At 48.2% G+C, this 23,436-nt stretch carries 17 protein-coding genes and 1 pseudogene; 6 read left to right on the top strand and 12 right to left on the bottom strand.

The genetic code is table 11. The features are described from left to right. The first annotated feature begins 98 nt into the window (after window positions 1-98). Window positions 99-620: a porin family protein gene (locus tag NQ565_RS09085; protein WP_005655236.1), complete on the top strand. Its 522-nt coding sequence runs from the start codon at window positions 99-101 to the stop codon at window positions 618-620. A 180-nt stretch (window positions 621-800) separates the two neighbouring features. Here NQ565_RS09085 and NQ565_RS09090 read toward each other — a convergent pair whose 3' ends face one another. After that, window positions 801-2,384, bottom strand: coding sequence for a leucine-rich repeat domain-containing protein (locus NQ565_RS09090; RefSeq protein ID WP_016662368.1), 1,584 nt, complete (start codon window positions 2,382-2,384; stop codon window positions 801-803). A 165-nt stretch (window positions 2,385-2,549) separates the two neighbouring features. Next, window positions 2,550-4,058: a tetratricopeptide repeat protein gene (locus NQ565_RS09095; RefSeq protein WP_005655238.1), complete on the bottom strand. Its 1,509-nt coding sequence runs from the start codon at window positions 4,056-4,058 to the stop codon at window positions 2,550-2,552. 67 nt (window positions 4,059-4,125) lie between these two features. On the opposite strand from NQ565_RS09095, the gene NQ565_RS09100 reads away from it, so the two are divergent. Together NQ565_RS09100 and NQ565_RS09105 are read left to right on the top strand one after the other, a co-directional pair. Next, a complete protein-coding gene (locus tag NQ565_RS09100; protein ID WP_005655239.1) occupies window positions 4,126-5,790 on the top strand; it encodes a putative transporter in 1,665 nt (554 codons plus the stop codon). Between the two features lie 91 nt (window positions 5,791-5,881). After that, entirely contained in the window at window positions 5,882-7,876 is a 1,995-nt protein-coding gene (locus NQ565_RS09105) for a fructose-bisphosphatase class III (RefSeq protein ID WP_005655240.1), read from the top strand. Window positions 7,877-7,925: 49 nt separating this feature from the next. On the opposite strand, the gene NQ565_RS09110 is transcribed toward NQ565_RS09105, so the two are convergent. The 5 genes from NQ565_RS09110 to gmd form a co-directional block, all read right to left on the bottom strand. Next, window positions 7,926-9,101 carry an LA_2272 family surface repeat-containing protein gene (locus tag NQ565_RS09110; RefSeq protein ID WP_005655241.1) on the bottom strand — a complete coding sequence of 392 codons (1,176 nt, stop codon included), beginning with the start codon at window positions 9,099-9,101 and terminating at the stop codon, window positions 7,926-7,928. Window positions 9,102-9,107: 6 nt separating this feature from the next. After that, entirely contained in the window at window positions 9,108-10,661 is a 1,554-nt protein-coding gene (locus NQ565_RS09115; protein WP_005655242.1) for a sulfatase, read from the bottom strand. 150 nt (window positions 10,662-10,811) lie between these two features. Then, on the bottom strand, window positions 10,812-12,470 hold the full coding sequence (locus NQ565_RS09120; RefSeq protein ID WP_005655243.1) for a long-chain fatty acid--CoA ligase: 1,659 nt from the start codon (window positions 12,468-12,470) through the stop codon (window positions 10,812-10,814). 105 nt (window positions 12,471-12,575) lie between these two features. Next, window positions 12,576-13,658 (bottom strand): GDP-L-fucose synthase family protein, encoded by a 1,083-nt coding sequence (locus NQ565_RS09125; RefSeq protein ID WP_040315776.1) that lies wholly within the window; start codon window positions 13,656-13,658, stop codon window positions 12,576-12,578. A gap of 123 nt (window positions 13,659-13,781) precedes the next feature. Beyond that, window positions 13,782-14,858 carry a GDP-mannose 4,6-dehydratase gene (gene gmd / locus NQ565_RS09130; RefSeq protein WP_005655246.1) on the bottom strand — a complete coding sequence of 359 codons (1,077 nt, stop codon included), beginning with the start codon at window positions 14,856-14,858 and terminating at the stop codon, window positions 13,782-13,784. A gap of 271 nt (window positions 14,859-15,129) precedes the next feature. Here gmd and gnd point away from each other — a divergent pair, with 271 nt between their 5' ends. The 3 genes from gnd to pgl are packed head-to-tail and all read left to right on the top strand — an operon-like array spanning window position 15,130 to window position 18,852. After that, complete coding sequence (gene gnd / locus NQ565_RS09135) at window positions 15,130-16,605, top strand: decarboxylating NADP(+)-dependent phosphogluconate dehydrogenase (protein ID WP_005655248.1); 1,476 nt, start codon at window positions 15,130-15,132, stop codon at window positions 16,603-16,605. A 49-nt stretch (window positions 16,606-16,654) separates the two neighbouring features. Further along, the gene (zwf, locus tag NQ565_RS09140; RefSeq protein WP_005655250.1) at window positions 16,655-18,151 is read left to right on the top strand and encodes a glucose-6-phosphate dehydrogenase; all 1,497 of its coding nucleotides are present in this window, start codon (window positions 16,655-16,657) and stop codon (window positions 18,149-18,151) included. After that, the gene (gene pgl / locus NQ565_RS09145; RefSeq protein ID WP_005655252.1) at window positions 18,148-18,852 is read left to right on the top strand and encodes a 6-phosphogluconolactonase; all 705 of its coding nucleotides are present in this window, start codon (window positions 18,148-18,150) and stop codon (window positions 18,850-18,852) included. Before zwf ends, pgl begins: the two co-directional genes overlap by 4 nt. A 4-nt stretch (window positions 18,853-18,856) precedes the next feature. On the opposite strand, the gene NQ565_RS09150 is transcribed toward pgl, so the two are convergent. The 5 genes and pseudogenes from NQ565_RS09150 to NQ565_RS09170 all read right to left on the bottom strand — a co-directional run bounded on the left by NQ565_RS09150 (window position 18,857) and on the right by NQ565_RS09170 (window position 23,338). Continuing rightward, entirely contained in the window at window positions 18,857-19,903 is a 1,047-nt protein-coding gene (locus NQ565_RS09150) for a DUF2776 family protein (protein WP_005655254.1), read from the bottom strand. Between the two features lie 100 nt (window positions 19,904-20,003). Beyond that, on the bottom strand, window positions 20,004-20,681 hold the full coding sequence (gene pdxH / locus NQ565_RS09155) for a pyridoxamine 5'-phosphate oxidase (RefSeq protein ID WP_005655256.1): 678 nt from the start codon (window positions 20,679-20,681) through the stop codon (window positions 20,004-20,006). 175 nt (window positions 20,682-20,856) lie between these two features. Continuing rightward, window positions 20,857-21,945: pseudogene (locus NQ565_RS09160) on the bottom strand (toprim domain-containing protein); the annotation flags it as partial. After that, window positions 21,908-22,267: a helix-turn-helix domain-containing protein gene (locus NQ565_RS09165; protein WP_005655259.1), complete on the bottom strand. Its 360-nt coding sequence runs from the start codon at window positions 22,265-22,267 to the stop codon at window positions 21,908-21,910. The pseudogene NQ565_RS09160 and the gene NQ565_RS09165, both read right to left, overlap by 38 nt. Window positions 22,268-22,477: 210 nt before the next feature. Next, window positions 22,478-23,338 carry an RteC domain-containing protein gene (locus NQ565_RS09170; RefSeq protein WP_005655263.1) on the bottom strand — a complete coding sequence of 287 codons (861 nt, stop codon included), beginning with the start codon at window positions 23,336-23,338 and terminating at the stop codon, window positions 22,478-22,480. Between the last annotated feature and the right edge of the window lie 98 nt (window positions 23,339-23,436).

The raw sequence follows: 23,436 nt of genomic DNA on the forward strand, positions 1-23,436 counted from the left end.
TGAAATATATAATGCGTATTATTTCCTAAATAGAATTAAAACATTAATTTTGCCAAATATTACACTCTAACTTAAATAAATTAATAAAAAATGAACGTATGAAAAAAGTATTAACTTTATTCGGATTGCTTTTTGTGCTGTTGGGTAGTGCCCATGCACAGAAAGGAAAACAGGCGATAGGTTTTGGCCTGAGTTACGGAACGGAAATCGAAAGTATCGGGTTGGGTATCAAGTATCAGTACAATATTACCAATCCTATCCGTATAGAGCCGTCTTTCAACTATTTCTTCGAGAATGACAATGTAAGCATGCTGGATTTGAACGTGAATTTTCACTATCTGTTTCCAGTGGCCAAGAGCGTTAAGCTTTATCCGTTGTTCGGTTTGACATTGTCCAACTGGATGTTCGACATGCACGACTTTGATATTGATATGGACGAAGGCCATGTGCATATCGACGATAACGGCAATCATAACGAATGCCGGTTCGGTGTAAATCTGGGAGCGGGAGCGGAATTTGCACTGCCTCGTAACTGGGCGATGAATTTTGAGTTCAGATACCAGCTGGTAAGCGATTTCGACCAGGGGGTTATCAATATAGGAGCTGCATACAGATTCTAAGGGAGCAGCGTATATTTTCAGGCACGGAAAACACGGATTACACGGAATTCACGGAAGAAGAATAAAGAAAATCCGTGTTTTCCGTGTAATTTGTATTTCCGTGCCTGAAAAAAATCAAGTGCATTTTGCACGACCTCTTATAATGTTAAAGAGAGAGTCTAATGCCGGGCTCGGGTTTGCTTAGGAGCGTGCCCTGATTTTATCCGCGAACTTTTTCCAGCCTTCGGCCGTTTTGTAGGCTTCGACGGCTTGTGCGGGTACGGAAATGCTTGTTATGGTTTCCGGAAATCCGTACCATTCGCCCTCGGAGGTGGCAGGCGGTGTGAGGGCTTCTACAATGACCTCTTTTATGCCTGTGTTGTCGAAAGCGGAAAAGTCGATGCGGGTGACACGGGCGGGAATGGTCAGTGTATGTACCTTTTGGTTGCCGGTTATCAGGCCTTGCCCCAGGATGCTTATGCTTTGAGGAATTTCAAAGCGGGCAAGGTTGGGGCAGCCTACAAGGCAGTGCTCTTTGATTACGGCATCCGGATGGTTGCTTGAGGCAGGACCGTATGCGGATACTTCCGTCAGGTTGGGGCATAGGTAGAAGGCACGTGCTTCTATGGTGGAGATGCTGTTGGGAAGTTGTACAGTGGTGATGCCGCTTCCCCGGAATGCTTCCATACCGATATGTGTGACGCTTTGGGGGATTACTGCGGATTTCAGATGTTCCGTCATCATGAATGCTTGTGTTCCGATGGCTGTGAGTGCAGACGGCAGTAATACTTCTTCTACTCCGGAGCATGCGAAAGCGCTTTCGGGAATCCGGGTGATTTGGGTGTGCGAGAGGTCGACCCGTTTCAGCCGGTCGCAGTAGTAGAACAAATCCGGCGCAAGCTGCTGCAAGGTGGACGGGAATACGATTTCCTGTATGCCGGAGTTGAAGAAGGCCATTTCGCCGATAGAGGTCAGTCCCTCGTTCATCACGACTCTGGTGATTTGCCTGTTCTGCATAAAGGCTTCCGGTGCAATGGCTGTTACGTGTGGGGGAAGGATGGTTTCGCTGTATCCTTTATATATTTCTGTCAGTACGCCTTCCTGTACGCGGATGGGAGCAATGCTGACGGTGAAGGTTACCTGACGGTCTTCTATGCCGATGGTCAGTACCAGCCGGTCTGCCGGAGCATCGGAAGAAAAGCCGCTGACTTGTTCCGGAGTTACAGTGACGGGATATTCTTTGCCATTACTATATACGCCGGTCAGCAGGAGGCCGTCCAAATCGAGTGGTTCTCCCAAAGTATATGCTATTTTATGAGGCGGCTGTGCAATGGACAGCCCGATGAGTGTTCCTTTGTCTTCCGGCTGCTCTTCTCCGGGGGCGAGGGCGGAAGTCAGGCGGATTTCAAGCTGTATGTCTTTTCCGGCATCTATCGTTTTCCCAACGGACCATATACGGTAGTTGTCCGGACCGCCGCCTTCCTGTACGACAAATGTCAGGAAGCGCTGCGATTGTCCGGAGAACCATACTTCGCCGGGCAGCGTGAACAGGGCGATACCCTGCGCATTGGCGGTTGCGCCGGCAGTGGGAGGCGTGAGGTTATCTTGCTCGAATGCCTTGTAGTCTTTTTCGTCATACATCTTTACGGGAATGCCGGGCATCGCTTTTCCGTTTTCGTCATAAACGGTTACGCTTACACGGCTTTCTTTTCCTGTGTGCTGTTCCTTTTCGCATGCTATCGTCAGGAAGACCGCACATACTAAAAAAATAATCTTATTCTTCATATTCTTACACATTTTTAATCGTTGTTCCGGTTGCAAAGATAGTGAATACGGCTCTTCCGGGAGTTACGATTTGAATGTGTAAATCTAACAGGTACGTTTTTATGCTACTGTTTTACAGTATATTATGAAATGAGGCTTTGCTTTTTTCTAACACGGCTCTGACATCTATCCGAAAAGGGATAAGAACAGGTCGGTATGGGGCGTTCCGGCTGCTTTGATGCGCGACTTCAACCGGGATTTTCGGGCATATATGTTTGCCACGCTCTCTTTCGTGAACAAGCTGATTACCTGCGGGGAGAATCCGGTGAAGATGTAGCAGAGCAGGCGGATGTCATTTTCTTTCATTGCCGGAAAGTCCTGCCGGAGTTTCTGCATGACGTTGTCATGGCAGGTATCTGCCATTTGTTCGAGTTCCCGGAGCATTTCACTGTTTTCCGAGAAGTCGGTGATTATCCGTTTTACTTCCTGAAACATGGCTGCCTGTTGCGATGATGTATTCTCGCGTTCGTAATAAGTTTTTCCGAGTTTGTCGAGGATGTCGAAACGGGAAGCAACCAGGCTTTTCAGCCGTTTTTCCGTGTTCTGCCGTCCTTCCAGTTGCCGGGTGAGCGCCCGGTATTCGGCACGGGCCTCTTCTGCCAGCAGTAGGTAGCGGTCGTTGCGTTCGCGCTGGATGCGCAGGCGCTGGCGGATGATATAAACGGCTATTCCGGCGAGGATGAATATGCCGCAGGTAACGGTGGTTTCCCAGAAGATGCGGTTCTTCATTCGGTATTCGGCAAAGGCGGATTGTTCCTGGAAATACTCTTTCTCCGTTATACCGGCGGAGACCTGCATGGTGGAGCGGGTGAGGGAGTCCGTGAGGTAGATATAGCGGTGTATATGGTCGGTCGCTTTCCGGAAGTTTCCGGAGAGGGCCTCTATCCGGTAGGCTGTGTATTGCAGTTCGGCCAGGTCGAGCACGTCATTGTCTTGCGCCTCTGCCAGTTGCAGGTAGTGGCGCGCGCTGTCCGTACGGTGTTTGAGAAGCTGGACGTCTATCATGGTGTGGGGGCCGTAGCGGGATGCCTTGCGTGCCGACTGTTCGATGCGTAACAGCAGGTCCTGGGGGATTTGTTTTCTGCCCGATTTTACATAAAGGGAGGCAAGGTTGCTGAGGGCTGCTCCGGCAAGACGTTCGTCTGTCTGTTCGTCGGCCAGGTCGAGGGCAGCCGAATACAGCCTGATGGCACGTTCCAAATCTTTCTGGCGGTAGGATGAGGCTGCCATATCAAGCGTGGCTTCCGTTTCCTTACGAAGACTGTCGGATACTTGAAAATTTTCTCTGGCCTGCTTGAAGTAGTGGTAGGCGCGGACGTAATTCATCTGTCCGTAGTATATACTGCCGATGCGTTCGTAGAGAAGCCCTTTATTGTAAGGGTCTTGCCGGCTTTGCAGCTGCTCTTCGATTTGCAGGAAGATGCGCAAAGCTCCGGATTTATCGCCGGCATCGGTCAGCAGGCTGTCCGCGAACTCAAGGCTGGGGAGCGGTTTACGTTCATGGCATCCCGCCAGCGACAGGAGCATACATATAATAGGTATGATAAGGCGTTTCATGCCGTGAATGTAGTGATAAAAGATGTTTTGCACAAGTGAAAGGCGGGAAATGAGGAGCTTTGCGTGAATTTCCTGCATTTCTTTTTTTAGGCTTCGCGGAACTTCCTATCTTTGCACTTCTAAATGTAGATAAAACCGTAACACTTTGGAATGGCTATATAGTTTGTTTGTCGAACACTCCGCTTTGCAGGCGGTGGTGGTGCTCTCGCTGATTTCCGCTATCGGATTAGGGTTGGGGAAAATACATATTTGCGGTATTTCCCTCGGCGTGACGTTTGTTTTCTTTGCCGGTATTCTTGCCGGACATTTCGGACTGTCCATCGACCCGCAGATGCTGAACTATGCGGAAAGTTTCGGACTGATAATTTTTGTGTATGCACTGGGACTGCAGGTGGGGCCGGGCTTTTTCAGCTCTTTCCGCAAGGGCGGGGTACAGTTGAATATGCTGGCGCTGGGAGTAGTGCTCCTCGGTACGCTGATGACCGTATTGGGCAGTTATACCCTGAATATTTCGTTGCCGGACATGGTGGGCATCCTCTGCGGCGCTACCACCAATACGCCGGCGCTGGGTGCGGCACAGCAGACATTGAAGCAAATGGGGCTGGAAGCCAGTACGCCGGCTTTGGGATGTGCCGTGGCATATCCGCTGGGGGTAGTGGGCGTTATTTTTGCCGTGCTGATAATACGCAAGGCGTTGGCGCGTAAGGAAGATCTGGAGTTGAAAGAGAAGGACGATGCGAACAAAACTTACATTGCGGCGTTTCAAGTACACAATCCGGCCATCTTCGATAAAAGCATCAAGGAGATAGGCGGCTTGAATTATCCGAAGTTCGTAATCTCCCGTCTGTGGCGGGACGGCAATGTAAGCATCCCCACTTCCGAGAAGATAATCAGGGAAGGAGACCGCTTGCTGGTGGTGACTTCGGAGAAGTATGCTCCGGCACTGACCGTACTGTTCGGTGAACAGGAACATACCGACTGGAACAAAGAGGATATAGACTGGAATGCCATAGACAGCCAGCTCATCTCGCAGCGTATCGTGGTGACACGTCCCGAACTGAACGGAAAGAAACTGGGGGCGCTGCACCTGCGCAATCATTACGGCATCAACATCAGCCGTGTGTACCGTAGCGGCGTGCAGTTGCTTGCCACCGCGGAACTGACCTTGCAGTTGGGCGACCGTCTGACAGTGGTAGGTGAGGCTGCCGCCATCCAGAATGTGGAAAAAGTATTGGGAAATGCCATCAAGAGCCTGAAAGAACCGAATCTGGTAGCGGTGTTTATCGGTATCATCCTGGGTCTGGCTTTGGGTGCGATTCCCATTTCCCTGCCGGGCATCAGTGCTCCGGTGAAGCTGGGACTTGCCGGCGGACCGATTATCGTAGGTATCCTGATTGGTACGTTCGGGCCGAGAATGCACATGATAACCTACACCACACGAAGCGCCAACCTGATGCTCCGTGCATTGGGACTGTCGCTCTACCTGGCTTGTCTGGGACTGGATGCCGGAGCGCATTTCTTTGATACGGTGTTCCGTCCGGAAGGTCTGCTGTGGATTGCTGCAGGGTTCGTGCTGACCGTTGTTCCGGTGCTGATAGTGGGAGTGGTTGCCTTTAAATGGATGAAGGTGGACTTCGGCTCCATGGCAGGTATGCTGTGCGGAAGCATGGCCAACCCGATGGCGCTGAATTATGCCAACGACACCATTCCGGGCGATAATCCGTCGGTGGCTTATGCAACGGTGTATCCGATGTGTATGTTCCTGCGGGTAATCATAGCGCAGGTGCTGCTGATGTTCCTGTTGAATTGAGAGCTGAGAATTGAAAATTGAGAAATGACAGAGAGGGCTTAATTGCTGATAATTGAATATATATCATAAATCTAAAATCATAAATCGTATCATGGGAACTATTACTCCGGAAAGTATAGTCAACGACTTACGCTATTTGCAACTGTTGTCGCGCAGTTTTCCTACCATCGCCGATGCCAGTACGGAAATTATCAATCTGGAAGCTATTCTGAATCTGCCTAAAGGTACGGAACACTTCCTTACGGATATTCATGGAGAGTATGAGGCTTTTCAGCATGTATTGAAGAATGCTTCGGGTGCGGTAAAGCGGAAGGTGAATGAAATCTTCGGGCATACGCTGCGCGAAAGCGAAAAGAAGGAAATCTGTACGCTGATTTATTATCCGGAAGAGAAGTTGCAGTTGATAAAGGAACAGGAAACGGATCTGGACGACTGGTATCTCATCACCCTGAACCAATTGGTGAAAGTCTGCCAGAACGTATCTTCCAAATACACACGCTCGAAAGTGCGTAAAGCCTTGCCGGCGGAGTTCTCCTATATCATTCAGGAGTTGCTGCACGAGTCCAGCGTAGAACCTAACAAGCATGCGTATATCAACGTCATTATCAGTACGATTATCTCGACCAAGCGTGCGGATGACTTTATCATTGCCATGTGCAAGCTTATCCAACGGCTTACAATCGACTCGCTGCACATCGTGGGCGATATCTACGACCGTGGTCCGGGTGCACATATCATCATGGATACGCTTTGCGACTACCATAATTTCGACATTCAGTGGGGCAACCATGATATACTGTGGATGGGTGCCGCATCGGGCAATGACGCCTGCATAGCGAACGTTATCCGTATGTCCATGCGCTATGCCAACCTGGCGACACTGGAAGACGGCTACGGCATCAACCTGCTGCCGTTGGCTACCTTCGCAATGGATACCTATGCGGATGATCCTTGCACTATCTTTGCTCCGAAGATGAACTTTGCCGATGCCAATTACAACGAAAAGACACTGCGGCTGATTACGCAGATGCACAAGGCGATTACGATAATCCAGTTCAAACTGGAAGCGGAGATTATAAACCGGCGTCCGGAGTTTGACATGGACAACCGGAAACTGCTGCACAAGATTGACTTTGAACGGGGCGTATTTGTGTACGAAGGCAAAGAATACGAACTGCGCGATGCCAATTTCCCGACTATTGACCCTGCCGACCCGTATCGCCTGACGGATGAAGAAAGGGAGCTGGTTGAAAAGATTCATGCTTCGTTCATGAACAGCGAGAAACTGAAGAAGCATATGCGTTGCCTGTTTACGTACGGCGGCATGTATCTGGTGTGCAACAGCAACCTGCTTTATCACGCATCCGTGCCCCTGAATGAGGACGGAAGTTTCAAGCATGTACGTATCGGCAAGAAAGAGTACTGGGGACATAAACTGCTGCAAAAGACCGACCAGCTTATCCGTACCGCCTACTTTGACGAAGATGGTTCGGAGGAGAAGAATTTTGCGTTGGATTATATGTGGTATATGTGGTGCGGCCCGGATGCGCCCTCTTTCGACAAGGATAAGATGGCTACTTTCGAGCGTTACTTCATAGCCGACAAGGCATTGCATAAAGAGAATAAAGGTTATTACTACACGCTTCGCAACCGTGCGGATATTTGCGACAATATCCTGGCGGAGTTCGGGGTGGAGCCGGGACCTCATTCGCATATCATCAACGGACATGTGCCGGTGAAGACGATTAAAGGCGAGCGCCCCATAAAGGCTGATGGAAAGTTACTGGTGATTGACGGTGGTTTCTCCAAAGCCTATCAGCCCGAAACGGGTATTGCGGGCTATACGCTGGTATATCACTCGCACGGCATGCAGTTGGTGCAGCATGACCCGTTCCAGAGCCGTCAGAAAGCGATTGAAGAGGGACAGGATATCAAGTCCACAACTTTCGTCATCGAATTCAACTCGCAGCGTATGATGGTGAAGGATACCGATAAGGGCAAGCAGCTCGTGACGCAGATTCAGGATTTGAAGAAGTTGCTGGTGGCATATAGAACGGGATTTATCAAAGAAAAGGAGATTTTCTGATATGGCTGTATGTTCCGGTGCTTGCATTGCCTGGCTTTTCAGGCACGGATTAGTATTTGAATAATACCACACCGCCTTCTACAATGGCTCCCTTGTCGAAGTTGGCATTTCTGTTGTAGTATCTGTCCCAACCGTAACCGCCCGTAACGAATACTCCTAATTTTGCCGTCAGACGGTATTCGAGGTTGATACGGGTTTGGAGAGAATAGAGGCGGGCAGGGAAGCCATAGTCTTTATTCTTGAAGGTTTCTACGTGCTGGTATCCCAAATCGCCGCTGATGAACAGTTGCTTGCAGACGGGCAATTCCAGTCCGGCGCGGTAGAAAAGCGCACCGGAGAACTTATCGCTGAAGTCGAGGAAATGCGTACCGCCACCGAGGATGGTATAGAACAGTTTGTTCTTGAAGCGGGCTGCAAGGTTCAGTTTCGTGGTGTTGCCGCCGAAAAACATCATCTGTACTTTGGTGTCCGGGTTGGCATTGACCAGTCCCAGTTGGAAACCGTCCAGCTTCTCCTTGTAGTAGTTTACCAAACCTATCTGAAGGCCTTTGGCACGGACGGCTACATTCAGGGGAGAGAGCTGCACGCCGGCAGACGTACCGCCTGTAATATTGCCCAGACCGGAAATCTGGAGCCCTTTCATATCATCGCCCACCACATTCAGCAGGCCGGATATGGTGACACCGGAAAAATTACCGCCCGATATATTGGCGAGTCCTGAAAGCTGTACGCTGGCAGTCTTTTCGCCTGTAATGTTCAGCAAGCCGCCTACAATCATTCCGTTGCTGTTATCGCCCGTGATATTGGCAAGGCCGGAGAAGACCATTCCCCGTGCGTGATTACCCGTGATGCCCACAAGGCCGGAAACGGACAGACCGCTGAGGTTATTGCCGTTGATATTGGTGATGCCCGCTACCTGTACGCCCCGCATACTTCCACCCACCATATTGGATATACCGGAGATTTGAACTCCGTTCATGTCTCTGCCCGTAACAGCTCCCAAAACATTTACTCCCAAGCCGTTCAAACGGTTCATCGCCGAGAAGATACCGAGATTGAAGAATGTGCTTCCGACCGTATCTGTACGCTGTGTGGAAAGATTCTTCCAAAGGGAAAGGTTGATACCGGTTTTTTCTTTATGGGCAGACTGTTGCCTGCCTGTCCGGGCATAGCCTGTCCCTGCCAATAGCAGGGACAGACAGATCAGTGGAAATATACGTTTCATAATTCTTTATAATGTTTCATCGGGCCAGGGCGCCAGTCGGTTGGTGGCACGTAATACAGGACGCTGCGCATCCACCGACCGCAGATAGTTGCTCAGTTTCTTTGATAGTTTCTTTACAAGTTTGGGGTTCTCGGCGGCTACGTCATGCTTTTCGCTGATGTCGGCAGGGATATTGAACAATTCGTGCTTGCCGCTGTCGAAGTAGTACACCAGTTTCCATTCTCCGGAACGGATGGAGCAGGTGGCGCCTATACCCGGACCGGAAGGGCCCCAACTGTGCGGGTAATGCCAGTAGATGTCACGGGCGGGCATCCTACCTTTGCCCGTAAGCAGGGGCAGGAAGCTGATGCCGTCGCGTTTCTGTACCGTATTGTAGTGCTCCACACCGGCTATTTCGAGAATGGTGGGGAAGAAATCTTCTATCATCAGATAATGGTCGCATTTGGTTTCTGCCGCTACCACGCCGGGCCAGCGTACAATCATCGGTTCGCGCACTCCGCCTTCGTAAGCGGAACCTTTTCCGCTGTTGAGCGGATAGTTCTGCCTGTGCAGCTCTCCTGCACGGGTGTGTGCAGCCAGTCCGCCATTATCGGACATGAAGAGCAGTACAGTGTTGTCGGTGAGGTTGTTTTTGTCCAGATAGTCCATCAGGTCGCCGAGGCTTTTGTCCATGCCTTCAATCAGGGTGGCATACGCTGCTTCTACCGGGGGAAGTCCTTTGTCCAGATATTTTTGGTAGAAACGCATGTCGGGCTGGATAGGCGTATGGATGGCATAATGGGCCATGTAGAGGAAGAAAGGCTTGTCCGTTGTCCGGGCGTTGTCCAAAGCTTTCTCGGCTTCTATGGTAAGGGCTTCGGAGAGGAATATGTCTTTGCCGTGATATTTTTCCAGTCCGGGTACGGCAGCCAGCGGGCTTTTTCCGCCGGGTTTGTTTCCGAAGTTCTGCATGCCGTAGTAGCTGGCGGGAGAGCCTGCCGCATGGCCGGCTATGTTCACGTCGAAGCCCATTTTCAGCGGATCGGCTCCGGGCGTGTCATTAGCTCCGAAGTGGGCTTTGCCGCAATGGATGGTGTGGTAACCGTTGTCCTTGAGCACTTGTGCCAGCGAGGTGACTTGCGTGGTGCGTTCCACACCCGGTTCCTGACAGATACCGTTGACATTCCATTCGGGGTATATCATAACGGAGTCCGGCTGTTCGTGGGTGGTATTCTTGCGTAATGTCCAGCTTGTCACCCGGTGACGCGCAGCGTTCATACCCGTAAAAAGGCTGACACGCGTAGGCGAACTGATGCTACAGGCATAGGCTTGCGTGAACATCTTGCCCTGCTTTGCCAGACGTTCCATATTGGGTGTATGGTACGTGTCGTTGTAGCGGGTGCGTTGTGTCCAGAAAGGCAGGGATGTGTCCTGCCAACCCATATCATCTACCAAGAATAAAATAATGTTCGGACGCTTGTCCGTAACAGGAGCCGTTTCATTTGACGGCCTTGTGTGTACTTCTCCTGCCATTCCACATAACGGAAGCAGCGCAGCAGATAATAACAATTCGTTTTTCATCGGGAAAAGAGAGGTTAGTGGTTAGTGGTTAGTGATTAGTGGTTAGTGATTAGTGGTTAGGGATTAACATTAAAAATAGCGGTAAATAATTAGCGCAATATACTGCACAGCCTACTAATCGCTAATCACTAACCGCTAATTACTATTTCATCATCCTTTTGCTTCTTGATACAGGAAGCGTTTGATGGATTTTTTGGGTGTCTTTTCAAATTCTTCGGGATATATCTTCATTTTGGAAATCTGGCTGTAAGCAGGCAGTTCTGCATTCAGAGCCACACGATTCTCTTCCATGACACGTTCTATATCGTCGTTGTTGAGGCCGTGGGCAAAGGCATCGTCAAAGTCGGGATATACCAGTCCCACGAGCTTTTCGTTCTGTTGTACGATGATGCTTTCAGCTACGTACGGCAGGTTGTTCAGCTTGTCTTCTATTTCTTCGGGGTAGATGTTCTGCCCGTTTGGACCGAGGAGCATATTCTTGCTGCGTCCTTTGATGGTGACATTGCCTTCGGCATCCATCAGGGCAAGGTCACCGGTGTGCAGCCAACCGTCTTTGTCCACAACTTCGGCGGTAGCCTCTTCATTCTTGTAGTAGCCCAGCATGACGTTGGGACCGCGGCAGACAATCTCGCCGGGGATATTCTCCGGATCGGGAGAAAGAATCTTCACTTCCATGCGCGGAGCGGCTTTTCCGCAGGAACCGGGTTTGAAGCGCGTCCAGTCTTCGTAACAGATGATAGGACCGCATTCTGTCATACCGTAACCCACGGTATAGGGGAAGTCTATCATGCGCAGGAACTGTTCTACTTCCTGATTGAATGCCGCACCGCCGACAATGACTGTGGCAAAATTGCCGCCGAATGCCTGTACCATTTGCTCGCGTACGGTGGCTTTTATCTTGTCGTTAATGATAGGTACTTTCAGCAACAGTTTCATGGTAGGCGTTTCCAGCTTGGGCAATACGCTCTTCTTGATAATCTTCTCGATAATGAGCGGTACGGCTACGATGAGGTTCGGCTTTATGTCGGCGAATGCTTGGAAGATAATCTTCGGACTTGGCATACGGGTGAGGTAGTAGATGTGGCAACCTACGGAGAACTCGTACAGGAATTCGAATGCCAATCCGTACATATGAGCCATCGGCAGCATGCATACCAGTTTGTCGCCCGCTTTCAGCGGCAGTACTTCGAAAGCGAATCGGGTGTTGGACCACAAGCTGCGATAGGGGAGCATTACGCCTTTCGAGTAACTGGTAGTACCTGAAGTATAGTTAATGACCGCCAACTCTTCGGGTTGGTCTTTGTGATAGTCGATGTGTTCCTTACGGAAGTTCTTGGGAAATTTCTTGCCGAATATCTCGTTGAGGTGATCGCGGGCGTAAGTAACCCGTTCGTTGCGCGAGACCAGCAAGGTGAAGTCCGTCATCATGAAGATACCTTCGAGCAACGGCATGGCGCTTTCGTTGAGATTTTCCCACACCTGGTCGCCGACAAAAAGAAGCTTGGCCTCGGAGTGGTTGACGATGTTATGCACATTGTCCGCCTTGAATTCGTGAAGAATGGGCACGATGACCGCACCATACGTCAGGGTAGCGAGGAAAGTGACTCCCCAATGCGAACTGTTACGTCCGCAGACGGCGATTTTATCGCCTTTTCTGATGCCGCTCGCTTCAAAAATGATATGCAGTTTTTCTATTTTGCGGGCTACATCCTTGTATTGCAGGGTGGCTCCCTTATAATCGGTCAGGGCATCCAGGTCCCAGTTTTCCTTTATACTATTCTCTATATAGGCGATAAAACTTTGTTCCATTATATATTGCACATTTAGTTGAAAATTGTGCAAATATAAGGGTTTATGTAGAGAATGCAAACTTTTAGGGGGAAAAAGCATTTTATGCAAATTCCCCCTTTGAGCCTATTTATTGTTATCCAGGTACCAGCGGTACATCCGCTCTACACCTTCTTCGATGTCTATTTTATGATGCCAGCCCAATGCGTGCAGCTTACTCGGGTCGGTGAGTTTGCGCATGGTCCCATCGGGTTTGGAAGTGTCGAAGGTCAGCTTTCCGCGATAACCCACAACGTTGACAATCAGTTCGGCAAGCCGGCGGATAGTAATTTCCTTACCTGTGCCGATGTTGATGTGGCAGTTGCGGATGTCCTTGTCTCCGGGGTTGCAGGTGTCTTTGAAGTCTACGTGCTCCATGACGAATACGCTGGCATCCGCCATTTCCTCGCTCCAGAGGAATTCGCGCAACGGAGTTCCCGTACCCCAAAGCCGGACTTCTTCTTCGCTGATGCCGTATTTGGAAAGTATGTTCAGTATCTCTCCGTTGCTGTTGCTGCCATTGATTCCTTCTACCGGACGCAGGTTCATGTCACGGCGTACGGCATCCCAGTCGCCTTGTTGCAGGCAGTGGGCCAGGTGTATCTTGCGAATCATGGCAGGAAGTACGTGGCTGCGTTCCAGGTCGAAGTTGTCGTTGGGACCGTAGAGGTTGGTGGGCATGACGGCAATGTAGTTCGTGCCGTATTGCAGGTTGAAACTCTCGCACATTTTCAATCCGGCAATTTTGGCAATGGCGTACGGTTCGTTGGTGTACTCCAGGGGCGAGGTGAGGAGTACGTCTTCTTTCATCGGCTGTTCGGCATCACGCGGATAGATACAGGTGCTACCCAGAAAGAGCAGTTTCTTGACATTGTGGCGGAAACTTTCGCCTATGACATTCTGCTGTATCTGGAGATTCTTGTAAATGAAATCGGCACGGTAGATGCTGTTTGCCATGATACCGCCCACGAAAGCAGCGGCAAGGAATACGTATTCCGGCTGTTCCTCATCGAAGAAACGGCGGACGGCAACACCGTCCAGCAGGTCGAGTTCTTTGTGGGTTCTGCCCACGAGATTGGTATAGCCTTTCTCTTGCAGGTTTTTCCAGATAGCAGAGCCTACCAGTCCGCGATGCCCTGCGATGTATATTTTTGCGTTCTTGTGTAACATTGTTATAAAATGGATTGGTTTCAGACAGAAGAACAAAAGAACATATCCGGTTTATACTCTTTTTTATTTTCTCATATATATATGTTCTTTTGTTCTTCTGTCTGAAAAATTAAATTATCTGTTTCAGTCTTCTTTGCTTCTCAAATGCAGTTTCCGTACAAACTTCATGTCATGTTCCGCCATGATGTGTACCAACTCCTCAAAGCTTGTCTGCTGCGGATTCCAGCCCAGTAACGTTTTGGCTTTGGTGGGGTCTCCCAGCAACTGTTCCACTTCGGAAGGACGGAAATATTTGGGATCCACCTCTACCAGTACCTTACCGGTTTGGCTGTCAATACCCTTCTCGTTCACGCCTTCGCCTTCCCAGCGCAGTTCTATGCCGGTTTCCTTAAAGGCAAGTGTGGCAAATTCGCGTACGGTGTGCATCTCTCCGGTAGCAATCACGAAGTCTTCCGGCGTATCGTGTTGCAGGATAAGCCACATACATTCCACATAGTCTTTGGCATATCCCCAGTCGCGGCGTGCATCCAGATTGCCCAAATACAGTTTGTCCTGGAATCCTTGTGCAATGCGGGCGGCAGCCAGCGTAATCTTGCGGGTAACGAAGGTTTCGCCGCGGCGCTCGCTTTCGTGGTTGAAGAGAATGCCGTTTACGGCGAACATTCCGTAGCTTTCGCGGTAGTTCTTTGTAATCCAGAAACCGTATTGTTTGGCTACGCCGTAGGGACTGCGCGGGTAGAAAGGGGTAGTCTCCTTCTGCGGCACTTCCTGCACCTTGCCGAACAGTTCCGAGGTAGATGCCTGATATATCCTGGTTTTCTTTTCCAGACCGAGAATGCGTACAGCTTCGAGCATGCGCAGCGTACCTATAGCATCTGTTTCGGCGGTATATTCGGGTACATCGAACGAGACCTTTACGTGGCTCTGTGCAGCAAGGTTGTATATCTCGTCCGGCTGCACTTGCTGGATAATGCGTATCAGCGAGCTGCTGTCCGTCATATCTCCATAATGCAGGTTGATAGTTCGCTTCTGCTTCATGTCGCGCACCCACTCATCGAAATACAAGTGCTCGATGCGTCCGGTATTGAACGAAGATGAGCGGCGCAATATGCCGTGTACTTCATATCCTTTTTGCAACAGGAATTCTGCGAGGAACGAACCGTCCTGTCCGGTTATTCCGGAGATTAGAGCTTTTTTCATTGTTTCTGGTATTATACTTTTTTTGATTGTTGCATATTTCGTCCTGCAAAAATCGTAATTTATTGTGAGACAACAAAGCCAATGCGGTAAATGATTTTGAGATTATTTTTGCTTTATACCGAGAGTAGCGTCCGGATGATTGCCGGGAAGCGGATATGACATCGTTTTTCTGTGTCAATCCTTTATGAAAAAAATGAATTAATTTCAAATTTGACACGAACAAACAGACGTTATTTTTTGTTTTAATAACAAAGATAAATTATACAAGTATATGGAGAATTTAAATAAAACAGACATTGGACTGATAGGGCTGGCCGTGATGGGCGAGAATCTTGCATTGAATATGGCGGACAAGGGCTGGCGGGTTTCGGTTTATAACCGTACGGTTCCGGGGATTGAAGAAGGTGTGGTAGAACGTTTTATAAACGGACGCGCACAGGGTAAAAGTATTGAAGGATATACGGATATAGCTCGTTTTGTGGAGTCTGTAGCCGTTCCGCGCAAGATAATGATGATGGTTCGTGCCGGTAGTGCGGTAGACGAACTGATGGAGCAGCTTTTTCCGTTGCTCTCTCCGGGAGATATATTGATAGACGGCGGTAATTCCAACTATGAAGATACCAATCGCCGTGTGGCATTGGCCGAAGCGAGAGGCTTCCGTTTTGTGGGAGCAGGTGTTTCCGGCGGTGAAGAGGGTGCATTGAATGGAGCTTCTATCATGCCGGGCGGTTCGGTAAGCGCCTGGGAAGAAGTGAAGCCTGTTTTGCAGAGTATTGCTGCCAAAGCATCCGACGGCACGCCTTGCTGTCAGTGGGTGGGACCGGCCGGTTCGGGACATTTTGTCAAGATGATTCATAATGGCATCGAATATGGCGATATGCAGCTTATTTCTGAAGCCTATTGGGTGATGAAGAACCTGCTGAAGCTGGATAACGGAGAAATGTCTTCGGTCTTTTCGCAATGGAATGAGGGCAAATTGCGTAGCTATCTTATTGAAATTACTGCTAATATCTTGCAGCATAAAGATAAGTCGGGCGGTTATCTGATAGATAAAATACTGGATACAGCCGGACAAAAAGGTACAGGCAAATGGTCGGTAATCAATGCTATGGAGCTTGGTATGCCGTTGGGGCTGATTGCTACGGCTGTTTTTGAACGCAGCTTGTCGGCTCAGAAAGAACTGCGGAAGTCGGCTGCCGGGCATTTTACCTGCCGGCGCACGGAGGTGGTATACAACAAATCCGAAATGGTAGGAGATATTTATTCGGCGCTTTATGCATCCAAACTGGTGTCTTATGCTCAAGGCTTTGCTGTATTGCAACGTGCTTCGGACTCTTTCGGATGGAACCTCGATTTGGCTTCCATTGCCCGTATGTGGCGTGGCGGTTGCATAATCCGCAGTATCTTCCTCAATGATATTGCAGCCGCTTTCGAGCGGAGTGAGAAACCGCAGCATCTTCTTCTTACTCCTTATTTCAGCAATGAGATGAAACAACTGCTCTCCGGTTGGAAACATCTGGTGGCACAGGCTATGAAAGAGGAACTTCCGGTTCCTGCATTTTCATCGGCATTGAATTATTTTTATTCACTCGTCTCCGTCAACTTACCGGCGAATATGATTCAGGCACAGCGCGATTATTTCGGAGCGCACACCTTTGAGCGTGTGGACGGACTGCGTGGGCAGTTCTTCCATGAAGACTGGACAGGACACGGCGGAGAAACGAAGTCGGGAACCTATAACGTGTAGTCTTTCTTTAGTGTGAAGATTACTGAAATTCCCCTACAAACATAAAGCTATGAGTAAATTTGTGATGATAATTTTCGGCGCTTCCGGTGACCTGACAAAGCGCAAGTTAATACCGGCATTATATAATCTGTACAAGGATAACCGCCTGCCGGAAGGTTTTGCTGTTTTAGGCATCGGACGTACCGGATACCGGGATGATACCTACCGTACTTATATACGGACGGAAATGGAACGTTTTGTGGCTTCGGAAGAACATGCCGGCGGACGTATGACTGATTTTTGCAATCATCTGTACTATCTTTCGCTTAATCCGGCCGAGGCTGCCGATTATGGAAATCTGGATGCCCGTCTCCGGGAACTGACGGGTGAGCAGGAGCCGGATGGCATGTTGTACTATCTGGCAACACCGCCGTCGCTGTATGGTGTGATTCCTCTTCATCTTAAGACTGCCCGCCTGAACCGTCCTCATACGCGTATCATCGTCGAGAAGCCTTTCGGTTATGATTTGGAATCTGCCCGTGAACTGAACCGTATCTATGCTTCCGTATTCGAGGAGCATCAGATTTACCGTATAGACCATTTCCTGGGTAAAGAGACTGCGCAGAACATTCTGGCTTTTCGTTTTGCCAATGGCATCTTCGAGCCGCTTTGGAACCGTAATTACATTGACTATGTAGAGATTACCGCAGTAGAGAATTTGGGTATCGAACAGCGTGGAGGGTTTTATGAAGGAACCGGAGCATTGCGTGATATGGTACAGAATCACCTCATTCAGTTGGTAGCGCTTACCGCGATGGAACCGCCGGCAGTTTTCAATGCCGATAATTTCCGCAACGAGGTGGTAAAAGTATATGAATCTCTCTCTCCCTTGACAGAAGAAGACCTGAACGAGCACATTGTCCGTGGGCAATATACCGCGTCTGCGACCAAGCCCGGTTATCGTGAAGAGAAGAACGTAGCTTCCGATTCCCGTACCGAAACTTATATTGCCATGAAAATAGGCATTGACAACTGGCGGTGGAGCGGCGTTCCTTTCTATATCCGTACCGGAAAACAGATGCCGACCAAGGTGACCGAAATCGTGGTACACTTCCGCGAGACACCTCATCAGATGTTCCGTTGTGAAGGCGGCCACTGCCCGCGTGCCAACAAACTGATTCTGCGTTTGCAGCCCAATGAGGGTATTGTGCTGAAGTTCGGAATGAAAGTTCCGGGACCGGGGTTTGATGTGAAACAGGTGATGATGGACTTCAGTTATTCCGATTTGGGCGGTCTGCCCGCCGGAGACGCGTATGCCCGTCTGATTGAAGACTGTATACAGGGAGACCAGACACTCTTTACCCGTAGCGATGCCGTAGATGCGTCATGGCGTTTTTTCAATCCTGTGCTGAAGTATTGGCAGGAACATCCGGATGCACCGCTTTACGGTTATCCCGTGGGAACGTGGGGACCTTTGGAAAGTGAAGCTATGATGCGCGAACATGGGGCCGAATGGACTAACCCGTGTAAGAATTTGACGAATACTGATGAATATTGTGAATTATGAAAAGTTATGTATATCCTGCTGCAACCTCGACTGCACGTGCTCTTATCCGGTATATAATCGATATGATGAACCGGGAGCCGGAGCGGATTTTTTACCTTGCTTTCAGTGGAGGAACGACTCCTTCCCTTATGTTTGACATTTGGGCGCATGAGTTCAGAGAAGAGACTCCTTGGATGCGGATGCGGATTTTCTGGGTGGACGAACGTTGCGTATCCGTCAGCGACTCGGACAGTAATTACGGTACTATGCTGCGTTTGCTGCTGCAAGAGGTAGGCATGCCCGATGAATATGTATACCCCATTCATGGTGATTGCCGTAGTCCGGCGCAAGAGGCGAAACGTTATTCGGATTTGGTTTCCAGTACGGTTCCTTTGCGCCGGGGTTTCCCTACCTTTGACATAGTGCTGTTGGGAGCAGGTGATGACGGACATACTTCTTCCATTTTTCCCGGTCAGGAGTATCTGCTCTCTTCTTTTCATCCGTATGAAAAGAGCATAAATCCTTATAACGGGCAGCCGCGTATTGCCATGACGGGATGTCTGCTGTTCAGTGCCAGAAAGCTTATATTCTTGATAACGGGTAAGAACAAGACGGAAGTTGTTTATGACATTCTGAAATCGGGCGATACCGGTCCGGCTGCCTACGTGGCGCATCATGCCGCGGATGTGGACATCTTTACCGACATAGAAATTGACGGATAAGCGGTTACCTTTTTGAGGTTCCGCTTTCCAGTATGCTTACGATGGAGAAGAGTGTGAAGCAGATACCGCCCAATCCTGCCAGTACACGTGCCGGTACAAAGTAGACTTCGTGTATGCTTGCCATTTCAAAAAGGAAAGCAGACAGGAACAGACAGAGCAGTGCGGTAAATACGGGTATCAAGGGAATTCGGTTTGCTAGTTTGAAAGTGTTGCGCCATATTGCTGCCAGGAGTATGACTTTGCTTGAAATGCTGTAGCAAACCAATCCCAGGCCTATCATTATATACCCTATGGAAGATTCGGCAGGGTTCGGGTTTTTCAGTATCAGTAGCCCCCAAAGGATGCTGAGTGTTCCCATGGCAAGTACCATTACAGGCCACCATTTACGTTCTGCATGCGAGTAACTGTTACGTATTTGGCGTACGATAGTTGCCACCAGTGCCACGAGGCTTGTACAGATGCAGGCTATTCCTGCCATGACATGCCCTGCTACATAATAGGCGTTGTGCACATCGCTTTTTGCAAGCAGAAGGAATGTCCATATCCAAGTGGCAAGTGCCAGCAATGTCGCAACAACTATAAGAAGCTTACCTTGTGTGCCGTTAAAGGCTTGTGGGGGCACATTGTTTTCCGTCGTTTGGGAATTGGCAGGTATAAGGGTGAATCGGGTGGAAGAAGTGGCGGTCGTTGCCACACAGGCAGTGATGAAAGCTACGCCGCAGATTACATGTCCGGCTACGAAATGACTGGCGGTGGCAGCTTCGCTGATATATTCCCAGCCGCAGATGAAAGTCAGTAGGGCAGCCAGATAGCCAAGCACGGGCAGAGCGTACAGGACAACCGTATTGTATGTGTGAATAATCTGCCGGATAATGGTAGCCGCTGTTGCAAACAAGGCAATGCAAATCATTCCTAATGACATTACTACCGGACCGGCAACGTTTTTTGCCGGGGCCGTTCCCATATCAAGTACAAAAGCTCCGTAACCAAAACAAAACAGGGCCATCAGCAGAGGGATGGTGCGAAAGAGAACACTGATTCCGTAATTCATAATTATTTTCTATTAAAGTTTTCCCCTCTAACAGCAGCATTATGACTTTGTTTCTCATTTTAAGCTTTATTCATAGGATATAATACTTTGACAGTCCGGTTTAGGGTGCAAGGCGGTTTATCTCCCATTTTTCGGAGTTTGGACACGATAGGCCGGAAGCGGACTTTTCTTCGTGGAGAGTATATTCGAAACGGTCGTGCAGCCTGCTTTCCCGTCCCTGCCAGAATTCGAAGCGGGTGGGGGTGACGGCAAAACCGCCCCAGTTGTCGGGACGTGGTACGGTCTGTCCGGTCAGCCTGGCAGCTTCCTTTACAAAAGCGCGGATTATTTCCATCCGGCTGCTGATGACGTGACTTTGGGGGGATATTCTTGCGCCGATCCGGCTTTTGTAGGGTCGGGTGGAGAAGTAAGCGTCCGATTCTTGAGGAGTGCATTTCTCTGCTTTCCCTTCAATATGTACTTGTCTTTCCAGCTTATGCCAAACGAAAGAGAGGGAGATGTAGGGATTGGCTGTGAGTTGCCGTCCCTTACGGCTTTCGTAATTGGTGAAAAAAATGAGTTTACCGTTTTCCACGCCTTTCAGCAGTACGGTGCGGGTAGAGGGCCGTCCGTCCGGTGAGACGGTGGCTACAATCATGGCGGTAGGTTCGTTCTCGCCGCAATGCAGGGCGTCGTTGAGCCAGCGGGCGAATTGCTCGAAGGGATTCTCTGAGATAGTATTCCGGGTGAGCTTGCCTTTCTTATATTCTTTTCGTATGTCCGAGAATTGGGAATTCATATAATTACTGTTTATTATTATAACAATGAAAGAGCGAAAGGGTTGAAATACGGATACGTTGACCGCTAAAAATATCTTTTTTTCTTCTTTTTTTATAATTGTAATGATAATTCTTCTCAGTTTCGTTATGTGTTTCCGTTCTATAGGACGATTTTATGTAAATAATGTTTATATTTGCCGGAGGATTATTGAAGTCTATTTCGCACGATTTAAGCATAATCAATGTATCACTATATAGGTTGTCTAAAAATTCGATAAACAATTTCAGGAAATCTTCACGGGTATTCCCTGCCTTGAAATAATCGGAAATATCCTTTTCCTCTTTTGTGCCGGAAAGCGGAAGAAGCAACCGTTTTACTCCAAATTCTTCCAACTGTTTTTCCTGTTTGCGTGCGCTTTCCTTGCCCGTTTTATCGGTATCATATAGCAAGATGATATGTTTAAAACGGAACGTCAGTTTATAAATCAGGGTAGGCGGGATAGTCACCGTTTCACTATTGAAGCAAATAGCATGAAAGCCATGTGCTGCCAATGACATGACATCTTTTTCACCACCTGTGATAAACAGTGTATCACCCTTTGCGGGCAGTTGCTCCAATCCGAAACAATAGTTTTCCCCGAAATTGCCACCATATAGGAAACGGGTTTTCGAGAATGGACGGTACAATTTTATGTACCGTTTGTTCTTATACCCGTACATCGGTTCTGTTACGGATGAAGTATAAGTGAACGGCGTCCCATCCGCCGTTACGCTCTGAAAATCCCGTAAGGAACATACCTTGTAGAGTTCCAATACTTCCGGTGTGATGCCGTACTGTTGCCAGTACATCAATTCGGCAAGCGGGAATTTCTGTTCCCGGAACTGGTAAGGTTTACTTTCCTTTTCAGGTGTTTCTTCCGGCATATCATTTACTATATGGGAAGAAGTACGGGTAACTGGTATCGGATTACCTGTTGCAAGTCCTAATCCCAAATCCCGGTCTATGGTTTCCAGTATCTCCACAAAATCCATTGAATTATTGCAGTCCAGCCCTTTAAGTCGTCCTACGAAAAAGAAACAATCACCGCTATAACTGTCGTTACCGAAGTCTTTCATTTTATAGATACCACTTCGGCGGTCGAAATAGATGTTACAAGACGCTTTATTATCCTCATAAAGTGGGTTTAAGAAATTACGACCTATCCGCCAATTACCGGATATGTAATGCTTGAACACGGATAGCCCATTATTTGTCCTTTCTAATATTTCTTCTTTCCTTAACATATAGCTGGTGGTTGGTTATCAGGTCTTGAATGTTTTCTTTATTACTTCTTATCAGGCGTTCTTCCAACATCCGTTTTACTTCACTGATTTTGTAAAAGTAACGTCCCCGAATATTGGAGTAGGCAATAGTTCCAGCCACTCGCAGACGTTGGAGTGTCTTTTCACTGATTTTCAAAAATGTGCAGACTTCGTAGCTATCCACCCAAATTTCATCTTCATTGGTGCTTTCCGCTTCCATGTGGTTGAAAATGTAATCCGCAATAGCGGTAATTTTGTTGTCTAATTCCTTATAGGCTTTAGACTCGAATGTTATTATCTCCATTTTGCTAACTAATTGATTTGCCGCAAAGTTGGAGTGTTTTATTTTTTAAATCTTCCAACCTTTTACCAAGTTGGAAGATTTATTTTTCGGAATAATTGCAGGTAAAACAAGGCAAATATTACCTGTTTTCGCAACAATAAAGAAAAAAATAGAGTAGGGAACGGGTGAAAACAAAAACAACCAAGTTGGTAAGAACTTGGTTGTTTTTGTTTATAGGTTATCATCTTCATCCATCTTTTTAAGCAGGCTTTTTATTAAGCTGTTTAGAAAAGAAGTCCTGTCTTTTTTCCTGTCTTTCATAGTTATGTATGTCCGGTAGTAGTCGCCTAAGTCGATTTGAAACGATGCTTCCATAAAAGTCATAATTTCTTTTATATCCGCTTGCCCGTTATTCAGGACACCCGCCGCATAGATAGCGTAGCCTAATTCTACGGCTGCTATTTTGGTTGCAGTCCACCGGAAAGGGTGTTCCGGTAAGAAAGACCGACTTTTTGCGATGATTACTTGCTTATCAACCCCATGTAGCTTTTTATTCAGATAAATGCAAAGCATATCATTCGCTAATATTTGTGCTGCTTTGTGGTCGTAACAAGTGGAAAACTCCGGGTCACGGTCATAAGGTACACAATTCGGACACAGCTTAAAATCAATATGCCCCCGTACAAAATAGTGATTGTCTAAGTGGGTCGCTTTAGAACGGTAATATTGGTAAAAATCCAAATTACTTTCAAAATAGGAAGTCAATTCATCCAATCTGTCGTTATAATACTTTTTTAAGACTTCAATACTTCCATGCGGTTTTCGCATTTCGGTATTGTAAATCTCTGTAAAGTATAATAATCTACTCAATACTTCCGGTTTGATGTGTTTGAAGAAATAAATTTCTTCTTCTTTGCTGCTGAAAGGATGATTGACAATATATGTCCTCAAATCTTCAAGTGACCGTTGCAGGAACTCGACTACATCGAGAACTACCTCTATTGAAATATTCCAATTATCAACATCTATTTTTTCATAGATAGCGCAGTCTATGTTTCTTATAAATTCTTCAAAATCAATTTCATTGCTCATGTTATAACGGTTGTCTTAATGCCGAAAAATGTATCTTTATTATGACTTTTGTAAAAGGCAGAATGCCGGAAATGTTAGGAACAAACATTTCCAGCACC

Origin of the sequence: Bacteroides stercoris ATCC 43183 (genome assembly GCF_025147325.1) — a bacterium.
GTDB classification, from domain to species: Bacteria; Bacteroidota; Bacteroidia; order Bacteroidales; family Bacteroidaceae; genus Bacteroides; species Bacteroides stercoris.